This is a genomic window from Paenibacillus vortex V453, from assembly GCF_000193415.1.
In the GTDB taxonomy this organism is placed as follows: Bacteria; Bacillota; Bacilli; order Paenibacillales; family Paenibacillaceae; genus Paenibacillus_AQ; species Paenibacillus_AQ glucanolyticus.
The window spans coordinates 27,793-41,526 of record NZ_ADHJ01000055.1 but is presented as its reverse complement, the minus strand read 5'-3'; the positions used below and the strand labels follow the sequence as shown (position 1 = coordinate 41,526).

Below are 13,734 nucleotides of genomic sequence, written 5' to 3'. Positions count from 1 at the left end.
CGATTGGGCTGACATGTGCTTTTTTTGTCTGGAGAATATGAATATAACTTCTATCCTATCTCAACTCTTTAATGTTATTCCGTTCTTCCACATATGCAATGCTCCGCTCCACAAATTCCAGCACCTCTTCCGAGACAGGATACAGCCCGGATTCTTCTGCCGGACGCTTTCGCACTTCCCAGAACTTGTCCATCAAGTCTTCATCTCCGCCAAAAGTTTCATTGGACAGCGCCATTAATTCGCTGGCTATATTATAGCCCTCATCGGATTCCGGCAGGATAGCCTGCTGTACGCACCACTCTATTCTCCGGAGCAGTGAGACGTACTGCTGTGTCATCCGGTCATTGTGGCTGAGGTTCGGGAGTGCCTGCTGTAGAAAGACGCGCTCTTCTTCCTCGAAATAATCCGTCCATTTTTTCGCGCTCGCTTGTGCGTTCTGTACAAGGTGGGATACTCGCTCCCAGGAGAGCGAACCCTCCAGATCGGTCATATGGATCAGGGAGGTGGTGTTGGAAATATGGGTCTGTAACAAAGACAGCTGTTCCTGCAGATGATTGTGATGCGCAGTCAAAATATCGCGGTAGGATAACTTGTCCAGCACATTTTGGATCTCCTCCAGCGGCAGCGCCAACGATTTAAGGAGCGTGATTTTTTCCAGCGTAAACAGGTCGTCTTCCGAATAGTAACGGCGTCCGTTATCCTCTTTCTCGCTTGGCTTTAAGAGACCGATCTGATCATAGTAGCGCAGCGTTCGGACCGAGATGTTCCACTGTTTGGCTACTTGCCCGGTTGTCCATCGATTCATGCCGTTCCTCCTGAACATAAAACTTGCAGGTGACGTCACGTCACTCTCTATAGTGGAATTATATCACAGAGAATCTGGAGGAATGGATGATGAGTAGAACGGAGACTTGGAAGCAGAAGGACCCTTGGACATGGCGGGAGCTGGTGTTGTTGCTGGTCCTTGAATTTGTGTTAGTGATGGTGGTAGTCAAGTATGGGATGCAATCCATATATGAAACCGTCTTTGAAAATACACTTTACTCCGGTACACTCACTGGTCTCACGATCGCAGGTGTACTTTTAACAGGATTATATTTAGCTGCACTGCGCCCAAATTTGAGACCACCGATCTCTATAACTGCGCTTTGCGCGGCGAGATTAGCGTTCCCTACGTCCACCAACAGGATCAGTGTGAATTTCGAGATTATTGATGTAGACGTTTCTTTCTATCATCAGCAATCAACATTTTGGCTTTTTGTCGAATGAAGTTTTTTACAAGTGATGGGCTGCCCGTTCCATGGGTAAATGCTCGAATTCTCTATCTCAAGATATCGGCCTTGGCTTTCCAAAGTCGCACCAAGAACCGATAAAGGTCCAAGGGAGTCATTCTTGGCTACTTCATATACGATTTGAGATGGGAGAGAGACTTTAGCATGATCACGAACACAAGAAGAAGGTGCATTGCTTTTCTGCTGCTATGTGCCCTGCTGATCGTTTTGCCAGAGAAGGGGATTACGTCGGCAGCTGCTGCCGATGGGAAGGAAAAGGTAAGGCACCGGGCAACCTACATTTTTGATGGAACCCAGAATCAAGTCACGGTCCGTACAACCCGGATCAGCTTTGATACCGGGATGAAAAAGGTGAGTGAATATGATTTTACCGATAAGACATTGTTGCCGTCGCACTACCGGTTTTGGTCCACGAACGGTTTCAATATGCAGGATGGGGTTGTCGCGGACACGCCTCAAGGACTCAAAGCCTATACGGTAGCGGTACAGAGCCCTGTCCAAGGAAAAGGTGAAATTACTATTATTTATGAATTTGATTACACCACCTTGTCGCTGCGAAAAGTGAAGGAGATCCAGCCGGGGCCAAGAGTCGGGCTTGAAGCCCAGCTCGGCCTGTACTCCTTATATTCGGAAAAAACCGGAATCCAGTATTACTCACTGGTGGACAACAAGCGAAAGCTGTCCGGGGGGCGGTTAATCACTTCGGAGGATGTGACGGAAACCGATTACAGCCTCTCGCCGGCTCCGGCTTCACAGAATTTTGGTGTATATTGCCCCATTAGCCAACTGACCGGCTGTTATAACGTTACATTCGGCGGAGGGAAGGGCAGCGCGGTCAAAGTCACGGAGAACCGGGTGGCATATGATTCCAAGCAATCCACGTCCACGAAGAGTTTTATGGCCGGAGGGACCAGGATTAAATGGAAGAACAGTTACCAAAACGGTACCTACCAATGGACCGTGGAGGGAAGTCGCAGCGGCGGCAAAACCGTCTCTCTCTATAAGGGGCTGGTCAAGGAAGTAAAAACCTTTGTTTCCCCCGGCGGCAAGTACTTGGTGATCATTGCGGATCCTTCAGGAGGCGTCAACAAGACGCAGAACGGCAAAGTGTACATGTATGATCTTAAAACCTTGAAGCTGGTACAGCAATACGACGCCTTATATAAAGCGTATGTTACCGGGATTCGGTGGGCATCGGATGAGCTCTATGTCATCGAATACTATTTTTCTAATCCGGGCGCCTATCCGCCGTCCTTCTATTACGTCCCGGAAGGGAAACATTTCAAAATCGAGTACGACCAGTACCGGGATTGGGTCAACTACTGGGACTCCTTCTCGTATGAGGGCCTATTCTATTTGACGCTTCCGGTCGCGGTGACATCCGGTAACGGCGTGCTTTCTTATGAAGGGCAGCCCGCGTTCCACATGAACGGCCTGTATTACGTTCCACTGAAGGAGTTCGCCGATGCATTCCATATCCAATATGAGGTGAAGGGTAAGGAACTGCTGTTCCAGCGGGAAAGTCGAACGAGCAAACTTGCAGCCAGCCAGAACAAGCAAGTGGTCGTCGACGGAAAGGTGTTCCTGCCGCTCGGACAGTGGAATAAGGAACTGGGATTAAAGGTTGCCTTGGCCAATAGACACGTCATGAACACTACACTGCAAATCAGCGATGAGCTGCGTAAGACGGAGGCGGCTATGAAGACGGAGCCTCAAGCCTTTCAGGCTATCGTGGAGCGGCTTCAGCGGGCGGGTGATGGATCCGGTGGTTTTGTGGGTGATCTTGCTTGGGAGATGACCGAGGCGGATCGCGCCGTATTAGGGAATGTGCAAGTTGTGCTTAATCATGACCGGAGCTTGAGCATCCGCATGCAGACTAACCGTGAATACGGGGAGATAATTCCTGTCATCATCACTAGCAGGGATTATGGCAAGGTGCTCATGGAGCTTCCGGTCGATATGAAAGATAAGTACCAGGCGACGACCTCAGCCTTGCCGAACCATGTTTTTGATGACGGGGTAGTGACCGTCGTCCTCCCCGACTCCAAGGAGTCGTTCTCGGCCTTTACGCTGAAGCTACCTGACTTTGACAAAAATCGGTTTTAATCGAAGGTTTGATCGGACTCATGGTACAATGTCATCAATATGTGGGAGACTTACGAGAATGGAGAAGATAGGATGAACATTCGTAAAGCGATCATACCGGCCGCGGGACTGGGCACGCGGTTCCTGCCGGCCACGAAAGCAATGCCGAAAGAGATGCTTCCTATTGTGGACAAGCCTACTATCCAATACATCATAGAAGAAGCTGTGGCTTCCGGCATTGAGGACATTATCATCGTGACGGGTAAAGGAAAGCGGGCGATCGAGGACCATTTTGATTCCTCATTTGAACTTGAACATAATTTAGCGGAGAAGGGCAAGTGGGGGCTTCTCGAAGAGGTGCGCAAGCCGTCCAATATGGCGGATATCCATTACATTCGGCAAAAAGAGCCCAAGGGTCTTGGGCATGCGATCTGGTGTGCGCGTAAATTCATTGGAGACGAGCCGTTTGCGGTATTGCTCGGTGACGATATCGTGGAGTCGGAGGTGCCTTGCCTGAGGCAGATGATGAAGGTCTACGATACATATCAATCCGCCATTGTGGGCGTTCAGCCTGTCGAGTGGGACGAAGTTAATCGATACGGGATCGTAGATGGCCAGCAGAAATCAGAACGAATCTATGAAACGTCAAGGCTGGTAGAGAAGCCGTCCCGTGCAGAGGCACCGTCCAACCTGGCCATCATGGGCCGTTATATTTTGCCGCCGGAGATCTTTGACTTGCTGGAGAATCAGGAGGTTGGGAAGAACGGGGAAATTCAACTGACTGATGCGCTGTCTGTACTAGCTTGCCGGAGTCCGATTATAGCCTACAATTTTGATGGCATACGCCATGATGTCGGCGAGAAGCTGGGTTTTATTGAAACCAGTATTCATTACGCATTGCAGCGGGAAGAGTTGAGAGATGATTTGATTGCTTATATGAGCAATATATTGAGGAAAGTGAGATGATTTAGGAAAAATAGCGGGTGCATTCCTATAGCAGGTGTTGGTCTGCTTGGAAATGCGCCCGCTATTTGTTTTAGAATTGAAGATCTATTAGCTGCTTGATATTGTGCTGTGCATTCGGGTCAACTTGCTTTAACTTCTCAAGCAGCACTTCATCGCTCTGGCCTTGCTTCTGAAGCGAAGCTAGGTACCATCTAGCGATCTCTTGATTGGATGACTGCGTAAGATCCTCCTGGATGCCTATTTTGAGGGCATTGGCTGCCTGCTCCAATTGATTCATCATGTAATACATTTTTCCTGCATGGAGGATCATATCCGGTGTAATTTCAAAGGGATTCCCCTGGAGTTGTCCTTCTGGCAACGTCTTCAGGTGTTGAATGCCTTTCTGGACTTTAGAGAATGCATCGGTCGCCTTCATAAAGTACTCGTCTTTTTTAGAAGTTTCGCCTGTTCCAAGGGCCTTCATGCCGAGTTCATACCCTTGCAGTATGATGTCCTTGTACCATTCAATGTCCCAGTTGAACTTTTGAGCGTTCTGGATCAAGACCTCGTATGCTTGCTCCGGTTGCTGCTTGATTTCATATAATTTCATTAAACTTCGCAACATTAATTTGTTATAAGGTTCGTCTTCCAGTGCTTTGTTAAGTAAGTCAACTGAAGCATTATAGAAGCCTTCATCTTGGTTTTGCTGATAAACCGTTTGATAGAGAGATGATAGAAGCAGAACAGAGTCTGGATGACTCGAACGGATGCTAAGATCTTTATCCAGAGGGGCTTTGATCTCTTCATAAGAGGTACTAACCTGGATGACCCTGCGAGCCTCCGCAGCTGCATCGGCAGCTTGAACATATCGAATCGATGTAATCAAGACAAGAACAGCACTGAGACCAACCACAGCGCTATATGCGCCTCTAGCAGTGGAATCCTTTACATTCCATTTGTTAACCGGTCTATGCTCCATCGCCGCTGCCATACCACCAAGGCCCAGGAATACAAGAATTCCCATGAACACATAACTCATATTAAAGTCCAAAATACTATGAATCAAAATGGAAAGGACAATGATGAGATATAGGAAGTGACTATGGCGCTCATCTTTACTACCTTTGATATAACCACGAATATACTTAAAGAATATATATAAGATAAACGACATGAAGATCACGAATCCGACAATGCCGACCTCGATCAAGTACTGTAAAAAGAAGTTATGCGCTTGACGGCTTGTGTATGGGTTGTTCTGATACTGCTCATAGAGTGAAGCCCATGCTCCGCCTCCGGCACCAATTATCGGGTAGTCAGCCAGCACCTTCATAGCATCTTTATAGAAGGTAAAGCGTTCCAAAACACTGTGCTGATTAAAGTTAATGTTCTCAAGTCGGACGCTGATGCTTTGCGGGAGTATATTTTTTAACCCAGTACCCATAAATAGAATAATCAGCAGGCCTCCAATTATAACGGAGCCAAGTGGGATCCATAGGTTGGAGGTTTTTTTAATTGACCAATTGCTTAGAGCTTTTTCAAGTTTAGGAGCGATAAGACTTTGTATAACCCACCCGAGGAGTCCTACGATAGCGGACGTAACAAGCAAAATTCCCCAGCCCTTAAGGGCACCACTGCTGCTGAATGCTTCATTTAAACTCAACCCCAGCTCTGTTACTGGTTTGGAAATGATCAGCGAAGCCACACCTGCTATACCGCAGTATAGGATCCACAATAATTGTTTAGCCGGCTTCAGGAATAGGAGCAACAGAATAAATACTACGGGAAGCATGACCAGACCACCACGAGACAATGTCAAGAGCAGCGATACTATGATGGGTACCAGCATAAAGCTATGAAAAGCTTGACTGTACCATTTTCGAGATGTCGTTACGAAAAAAACTGCTGCAAACAAGAAAGCCATGAGAAAAGCCGCATAAGTATTTGCGTATTGGAACACCGATGTCAGACGAAGACCATTAGAGTCGGTCATGACAGCATAAGTATATGTACCGTTTAAGACCGTGTTAGAAAACCATTTTGCAATGGCACCTACAGTTCTGCCCTGGCCAAACCAATGCAGTAGACCGAAACCAACAATAAGATATGCTACAGCCATAATCGTACTTTGAATGATTCGGTTCCCTAACTTGTCACGGAGTACGTACAGTCCAATGATAAACATAATAGCGTAGATACAATTAATGATAACCATATTCATGGCAAGAACATGGGAGGCGGCACTAGTTAGCGAGAGTATGTAAGTTAAGGGAAGTAAAAGCACACCTACAGCTAGCCAATCCCTTTGATCTTTTAATTGGATGCTTTTAAAGCTATTTGCAATCCAGAGAAATAATAAAAGACATGATAAGATTGAAGCCCAGAAAATCGGTTTCTCAAAAACTAAAATTTGTCCGTTAAATAGAGCTGTTTGGAAAGGAGTCCAAGCTAGAAACAGAATAATTCCTGATATTAACACCCAAAACAAAACCGATCTCGTATCGCCCTTCCTCGACGCGGCGGCTTTTTTACCGTATACTGGATTCGACAACGTAATTAGCTCCTTTTCTTGTAGATACGACAATATTCTAGCATATGATTTATATTATAACCAAGATAGTAAACATTATCTGGGGAAATGTAACTCTTGAATTAATTCAGAAGTATATTAAATCGCTTTTCTATAAAGTAAACCAAATAAGGGGAAGTCTAATGAGTCGTTTTAAGAGAGTTCTTTTGTTTGTAATAGCAGTAATATCAATGATAGGTTCTTTTTCTATCTTGGAAATATATAATCGATCTAATTACAATGTCTTACTAAGCTTTGAAGTGAAATCAGAATTCTCAGATGATTATCAAGTTTTTTATTCTAAAGATAACTTAGGGTGGGAAGAACAAAAATCTTTACACTTGGACTATAATACTCCAGGAGACTGGAAAACTCTCGAATATCAAATTCCAAAGGACACAAGTCAATTACGAATTGATTTTGGAACGAACAAAGGTGATATACTACTTCGTTCGTTGATTATTTCTACTAATTCACAAGTTCCTATTTTTCTGGAAAGACTAAAAGAAGCTTCATACAATCAACTACAATTAAAGAATGTACTTGAAGATCGGCTCGAGATTTATTCTTTGGGAAATGATCCTTATATAGAATTTAGCGTACAGCAATTTATCCAGGATTCGGTGCATAATACGAGTTATAGTCATAAGGTTAAAAATATTGTTATTAGTATTATTTTTAGTGGTCTTATTGTATTTATAACTAGATACCTGAAAACCATTTTCCAATTTTTCAGAACTATTACGGCTAATAACCGCTTAATTTTAAACTTAGCGAGAAATGATTTTAAAACTAAATATGCCTCATCGTATCTTGGAGTCATTTGGGGATTTGTAAATCCTCTTTTGACTATTCTAACTTATTGGTTTGTATTCCAGGTCGGTCTTAGAAGCGGTAACGTTTCAGAAGTTCCATTTATCTTGTGGTTTATTACAGGTATCGTTCCTTGGTTCTTCTTTGCAGAAGCATTCTCAGGCGCAACCAACTCATTACAAGAATATAGTTATTTAGTAAAAAAAGTTGTGTTTAAAATAGAACTCTTACCTGTAGTGAAAATAGTTTCTGCATTATTTGTTCATTTATTTTTTATTTGTTTTCTATTCGTTGTATTTGCTGCGTACGGTTACTATCCGACAATCTATAATCTTCAATTTATATATTACTCTGTTTGCTTGATAGTTTTGGTTCTATCGTTATCTATTCTAACATCTGCAGTAGTGTTATTCTTCAAGGATTTAGGCCAGATTATAACTATAATTCTACAAATGGGTTTTTGGTTTACCCCTATAGGATGGCCGGTGGCTATGTTATCAGAATTCTGGGCATACATCTTTAAGCTTAATCCTGTTTTTTATATTGTACAGGGCTATAGAGATACTTTCATTGACAAGATCCTGTTTTATGAGAGACCGTATGAGACATTATATTTTTGGATATTATGTCTAAGCATTTTTACTTTAGGGACAGTGGTGTTTAGAAAGTTGAAGCCTCACTTTGCTGACGTACTCTAGGAGTTGAATATTTTATGAAACCAATGATAGAAGTTAAAAACATTGTAAAGAAGTACAGATTATACAATAAACCAATAGATCGTCTAAAGGAATCTTTGAGTCCCAACAAAAAAAAATATCATCAGGAATTCAATGCTTTAAATGATGTATCCTTTATTGTAAATAAAGGTGATGCAGTGGGAATACTCGGGAAGAATGGGTCGGGTAAATCTACATTACTTAAGCTTATCACTGGTGTTATATCTCCAAGTTCTGGGGAGGTTATCGTAAATGGGAAAATATCCGCTATTCTTGAATTAGGTGCTGGTTTTAATCCTGAATATACTGGTAGAGAAAATATATATTTGAATGGATTAATGATGGGTTACACTAGAGAAGAAATGGATGAGAAGATCAATTCAATTATCGATTTTGCTGATATAGGGACATTTATAGAACAGCCAGTAAAAGTGTATTCAAGTGGAATGTTTGCAAGACTAGCATTTGCTGTTTCTATTAATGTTGAACCAGATATTCTAATCGTTGACGAGGCATTGGCAGTAGGAGATATTCGATTTCAGACAAAATGTATTGAGAAAATGAAGGAATTGAAGTCAAACGGGACTACTATATTATTTGTATCCCATGCAACGGAACAAGTAAAAAGATTTTGTAACAAAGCAGTTTGGATTAAAGAAGGTAAAGTTAAGGCTGAAGGTGCATCGAGTGAGATTGTAGATTTATATGAAGATTACATGAAGCATGGCAATGATTATTTTGGAGCTGCGAATACAAACTCCGTTGCTGTTAATAGAGCTTTTGATAAAAGTGACGAGGAAACAATTATATTGCCAGAAGACCCAAATATACTTGCTTCCATCACTAACGTCAATATTACCAAAGACGAACTTAAATCCTTCGACCAATTAGAAATTGAAGTTATCTATGAAATATATGAAAATTTTATTGAAGACATTTTAATTGGAGTAGCCCTTTATACACCCAAAAGAGACTATATTTTTGGTCCTAATACTCACTTGGAAAAAATAGAGATCCCAAAAAGTTTTGGGAGACACAGTATAAAATATATAGTTCCGAAGCTTCCATTGATGGGAGGTACTTATTGTATTGATGTTGGAATATTTAGCAATGAAGGTTTAATCTGTTTAAATTATAAGGAGAATGCCAATCAATTTGTAGTTACAAATGATTATTTTTCGGAGGGTCTTGTTTATTTGAATCATAGATGGGAAGTGGTTAAATGATCAATATTTCTTTTGATCAGTATCAACGATACAAGAATGTTGCGAATCTAATAAATCGTCTTCGTACGAAAAATGAGGTATTTAGAATCCTTGAGGTCGGGGCTAATGAGCACCAGAACCTAGAATTATTTTTGCCAGATGACATGATTTTTTATCTGGACATACAAATTCCCGATCAGCTTTTAAATAACCCACGATACATTTTGGGCGATGCCACAGAAATGTCCTTTTCAAATGATTCGTTTGATATTGTAGTAGCCTTAGATGTATTCGAACATATCCCTCCCCAGAAAAGAGGGGATTTTATTAATGAATTATATAGAGTTAGCTCTCAGTTCTTTGTGCTCACTGCACCGTTTTATTCAACAGAGATAATTGAAGCTGAAAAGAGAGTAAATAAAATATATAACCTATTCTTTAAAACTGATTTTATTTGGTTAGAAGAACATTCAACTAACGGTTTACCGAAACACGAAGAGTTGGAGAGTCAATTGAAAAACAACCATTATCCGTATTGCGTTTTTAATCATGGGAATATAGATATATGGGAAAAATTAATGGGAGTTCATTTTATTGCTGCTTCCAATCCTGAGTTATTAATGTATCGTCAAGAAATTGACGATTATTATAATAGATATTTATTTGATTATGACTTTACTGATAGCTCCTATCGGAAAATATTTGTTGTGGGTAAGGAAAGAAGTATTGAGGCTGTTCAAATGAAACCTCACTGCGACATTCCTCAAGATAGAATAAATAAAATCAATGAATTAGTAATTAATTTTTATAGACTTGCGGCCCTTATGAGTTCAAAGCTGAATGTTCCAATGGAACAATTAATTAATAAAGAGGATGAGACTGATTATATTCAAGTTTTCATTGATGAGGGGCATGGCTACAATGAGCAAAACAGTCATACTATAAAACATATTCACGGACATACGGTGAGACACTTTTCTAAGGAAGTTAACTATCACAATTCTATTGCCTCGATTAGAATTGATCCCTCTAATTATATGGGCATTTTTAAAATATATAACATAAGACTGTTTGATAATATTGGAGAAGCATTTTCAAGATATACGATATCAGGAAACTATAGTTTTAATCATAAAAATAATTATCTTTTTGAAGAGGACGATCCACAGATAATTATTAAGTTTGATTCTAATGTTAATCTGAATCGTATAGAATTCGATGTTTTAAGGTTCTTTGATGATTATCGAGTTATTATTCCTGAGATTAAGAATGAAATTCTTGCATTAAATGACATCTGCGAAAACAGATTAACTGAAATTAACAATTTGAATAGTGTAGTGTCTGAGATAACCAATAAACAAAATGAAACTTTAGAATTACTTGAACTAAAAGAGAAAGAATTAAAAAGAATGCAACTGGAGTATGAGACACTTCAATTGCAAATGAGGACTATAGAGTCTAATAATGAAAATGAGATGAGGATTGTTAGAGAGCAGTTAGAACTAAAAAGTAATGAGTTAAATCGAATTTATAGCTCTAGGGTTTGGAAGTTGATTAAAGGGACTATTAAGACTTAAGAGGAGTGTAGGTTTTGAAATTGGGGAGATTTAAAGATAAATTAACTTCTGTGATAACTGGAATATTTAGAATTAAAACGAAAATAAGACTAAAACCTATCTCAGATTTAAGAAAGTCAGGGGGGGAATGGATTTCAGATGGCAATGATCCTGCTTTTTTAATCGAAGGTAATTTTTTTGGTGGATGGAATAAAATTTCATATTTCTCCCAGTCTGAAGAATACATCCCATTGAAGTTATACTGGGATATTGGAGAAGGATTTTCTGAAAAAGATAGTAAAGTCATATGTGCTATATTGCCTGGAAGCCTGAAATATGAACAATTTATATACATCCCCGTAGGAACGATCAATCTTCGGTTGGATCCTGGGGAAAGAGAGCTAACTTTCGGTTTGGAGAATCTGTATTTCAGAAAAACGACAAGGTTAGATGTATTGTTAGCATCATTCAGTAGAATTCTCAAGGAAAGAGGAGGTGGTTTAGTAACTTTTAAAAATATAATAAATAAAACTTATAGAACTTACAAAACTCAAGGGCTAAAGGCAATATGGAGAAAGGCAAAGAGTACATTGGGGATAGATTCGGAAACTAGTGCTCAGGCTTACCAGATATGGATTATACAAAATCAATTGTCAGATGAGGATAAATTAAAGATTAACAGAGAAGTCGAGCAATTTACATACAAGCCGTTAATCTCAATAATTTTGCCGGTATATAATGTTGATGAGATTTGGCTACGGAAATGTATTGATTCAGTGATTAATCAGATTTATCCTAACTGGGAACTGTGTATTGCTGATGATGCTTCACCTAAACCCCATATTAAGAAAGTACTTAGGGAGTATTCAGAACGTGATGCCCGAATAAAGGTAGTCTTCAGAGAAAAGAATGGTCACATCTCTGAATCATCAAACACTGCTCTTAGTATTGCACAGGGAGAATTCATTGGGTTACTTGATAATGATGACGAGTTAACAATTGATGCATTATATGAAAATGTCAGACTCCTTAATGAACATCCAGATGCTGATATGATTTATAGTGATGAAGACAAAATTAGTGTAGAAGGTGAGAGAAACTCGCCATTTTTTAAACCAGACTGGTCACCTGATTTATTAATGACACATATGTATGTTTGCCATTTTGGAGTGTATCGTACATCTTTGGTTAAGAAAATTGGAGGATTTAGAAATGGGTTAGAAGGTAGTCAGGATTTCGATTTAGCTTTGAGAGTAAGCGAACTAACTCACAACATCTACCATATCCCTAAAATTCTATATCACTGGAGAACTATTCCTGAATCGACCGCGTCTGGTCCAGGAGCTAAAAACTACACACATTATGCCGGACTAAAAGCAGTTAATGATGCTATACAACGAAGAGGGATTGATGGTTACATTGAGGAACTCGAGGGTTACTCGAATTTTTATAGAGTGCACTATAATAATAGGATTGATTCACTGGTTAGCATTATCATTCCTACTAGAGACGGCGTATTGCTAGATCAATGTTTGAGTTCATTAACGAAAACACTGTTGGATAAAAAATATGAGATTATTATTGTTAATAATGGAAGTTCTCTAAGAGATACATATTTACTTTTTGAAAAATGGAAGAGTATCCTTAAGGATCAATTAAAAATCATAACAGTTGATGAGCCATTTAATTACGCAAGAATAAATAATGTAGCTGTTGAAAATGCGAGTGGAGAGCTTCTCTTATTATTAAATGATGACATTGAGGTTATTAGTTCTAATTGGTTTGATGATATGGTAGGACAGGCAGTAAGAGAAGAGCTTGGGGCAGTAGGTGCCTTTCTAATATACCCTGATAAAACGATTCAACATTCTGGTTTAACTCTCGGTTTAGGTAAACAAAGAGCTGCCGGAGATGGACATCACAATCGTCCAATAACTGATCCGGGATATTTTGGGGCAATGTTATCTGTTAAGAATGTATCTGCTGTGACGGCTGCATGTTTGATGGTGAAAAAAGAGATATATCTAAAAGTAGGCGGGATGGACGAGAATTTGTCGGTGGCTTACAATGATGTGGATTTTTGTCTTAAACTAAGATCTGAAAGTTACTTAAATATATGGTTACCTTATGTTCAGATGATTCATCATGAGTCAAAAACTCGAGGAGATGATTTGTTATCTAATGAGAAATTAATTAGATTAAACAAAGAAGCATTATACCTGCAAAATAAATGGGGAAATATTCTTCTAGAAGATCCTTACTATAATCCTAATCTTTCTTTGGATACAGGGTATGCTCTAAACATAGAGGCTTCTTTAATAAAGTAGAAATAGACTTGGTATTAGGGGGAATCGGACTCTATCGTATAAGTTTTGAAGACTTAAGTTTGAGGTCAGCAGATATATTACCTTGATATTTGTATCTTGTCTCTACTCTAAGTGATTAATAGCAGAGAAAATGGCTGACATGATAAATTGGTGATCAATTCGATAATTTCCCTCGCTTCTTTAGTGAGAATTCATTGTTTGAAATTACTTGAAAAATAACAATGAG

At 40.0% G+C, this 13,734-nt stretch carries 9 protein-coding genes; 7 read left to right on the top strand and 2 right to left on the bottom strand.

The features are described 5' to 3' along the window. Positions 1–55: 55 nt before the first annotated feature. Positions 56–805: a MerR family transcriptional regulator gene (locus tag PVOR_RS28295; protein WP_006213001.1), complete on the bottom strand. Its 750-nt coding sequence runs from the start codon at positions 803–805 to the stop codon at positions 56–58. Positions 806–891: 86 nt separating this feature from the next. Here PVOR_RS28295 and PVOR_RS31175 point away from each other — a divergent pair, with 86 nt between their 5' ends. The 3 genes from PVOR_RS31175 to galU all read left to right on the top strand — a co-directional run bounded on the left by PVOR_RS31175 (position 892) and on the right by galU (position 4,343). Then, positions 892–1,269 carry a hypothetical protein gene (locus PVOR_RS31175; protein WP_200860850.1) on the top strand — a complete coding sequence of 126 codons (378 nt, stop codon included), beginning with the start codon at positions 892–894 and terminating at the stop codon, positions 1,267–1,269. 167 nt (positions 1,270–1,436) lie between these two features. After that, positions 1,437–3,398, top strand: coding sequence for a hypothetical protein (locus PVOR_RS28285; RefSeq protein WP_006212999.1), 1,962 nt, complete (start codon positions 1,437–1,439; stop codon positions 3,396–3,398). A gap of 72 nt (positions 3,399–3,470) precedes the next feature. Further along, a complete protein-coding gene (gene galU / locus PVOR_RS28280) occupies positions 3,471–4,343 on the top strand; it encodes a UTP--glucose-1-phosphate uridylyltransferase GalU (RefSeq protein WP_006212998.1) in 873 nt (290 codons plus the stop codon). Positions 4,344–4,413: 70 nt separating this feature from the next. On the opposite strand, the gene PVOR_RS28275 is transcribed toward galU, so the two are convergent. Continuing rightward, the gene (locus PVOR_RS28275; protein ID WP_006212997.1) at positions 4,414–6,873 is read right to left on the bottom strand and encodes an O-antigen ligase family protein; all 2,460 of its coding nucleotides are present in this window, start codon (positions 6,871–6,873) and stop codon (positions 4,414–4,416) included. Positions 6,874–7,034: 161 nt separating this feature from the next. Between PVOR_RS28275 and PVOR_RS28270 the strand changes: the two genes are divergently transcribed. From PVOR_RS28270 to PVOR_RS28255, 4 genes are read left to right on the top strand one after another with little or no spacing between them, the layout of a single operon-like run. After that, complete coding sequence (locus PVOR_RS28270; protein ID WP_040681074.1) at positions 7,035–8,402, top strand: ABC transporter permease; 1,368 nt, start codon at positions 7,035–7,037, stop codon at positions 8,400–8,402. 14 nt (positions 8,403–8,416) lie between these two features. Next, entirely contained in the window at positions 8,417–9,646 is a 1,230-nt protein-coding gene (locus tag PVOR_RS28265; RefSeq protein WP_006212995.1) for an ABC transporter ATP-binding protein, read from the top strand. Next, the gene (locus tag PVOR_RS28260; protein WP_006212994.1) at positions 9,643–11,202 is read left to right on the top strand and encodes a class I SAM-dependent methyltransferase; all 1,560 of its coding nucleotides are present in this window, start codon (positions 9,643–9,645) and stop codon (positions 11,200–11,202) included. Before PVOR_RS28265 ends, PVOR_RS28260 begins: the two co-directional genes overlap by 4 nt. 14 nt (positions 11,203–11,216) lie before the next feature. After that, complete coding sequence (locus PVOR_RS28255) at positions 11,217–13,508, top strand: glycosyltransferase family 2 protein (protein WP_006212993.1); 2,292 nt, start codon at positions 11,217–11,219, stop codon at positions 13,506–13,508. The last annotated feature ends 226 nt before the right edge of the window (positions 13,509–13,734 follow it).

Bases quoted from the DNA above. Each gene is read 5' to 3' on its own strand.
- galU (WP_006212998.1), top strand. From the start codon at position 3,471: ATGAACATTCGTAAAGCGATCATACCGGCCGCGGGACTGGGCACGCGG.
- PVOR_RS28270 (WP_040681074.1), top strand. From the start codon at position 7,035: ATGAGTCGTTTTAAGAGAGTTCTTTTGTTTGTAATAGCAGTAATATCA.
- PVOR_RS31175 (WP_200860850.1), top strand. From the start codon at position 892: ATGATGAGTAGAACGGAGACTTGGAAGCAGAAGGACCCTTGGACATGG.
- PVOR_RS28295 (WP_006213001.1), bottom strand. From the start codon at position 805: ATGAATCGATGGACAACCGGGCAAGTAGCCAAACAGTGGAACATCTCG.
- PVOR_RS28260 (WP_006212994.1), top strand. From the start codon at position 9,643: ATGATCAATATTTCTTTTGATCAGTATCAACGATACAAGAATGTTGCG.
- PVOR_RS28285 (WP_006212999.1), top strand. From the start codon at position 1,437: ATGATCACGAACACAAGAAGAAGGTGCATTGCTTTTCTGCTGCTATGT.
- PVOR_RS28265 (WP_006212995.1), top strand. From the start codon at position 8,417: ATGAAACCAATGATAGAAGTTAAAAACATTGTAAAGAAGTACAGATTA.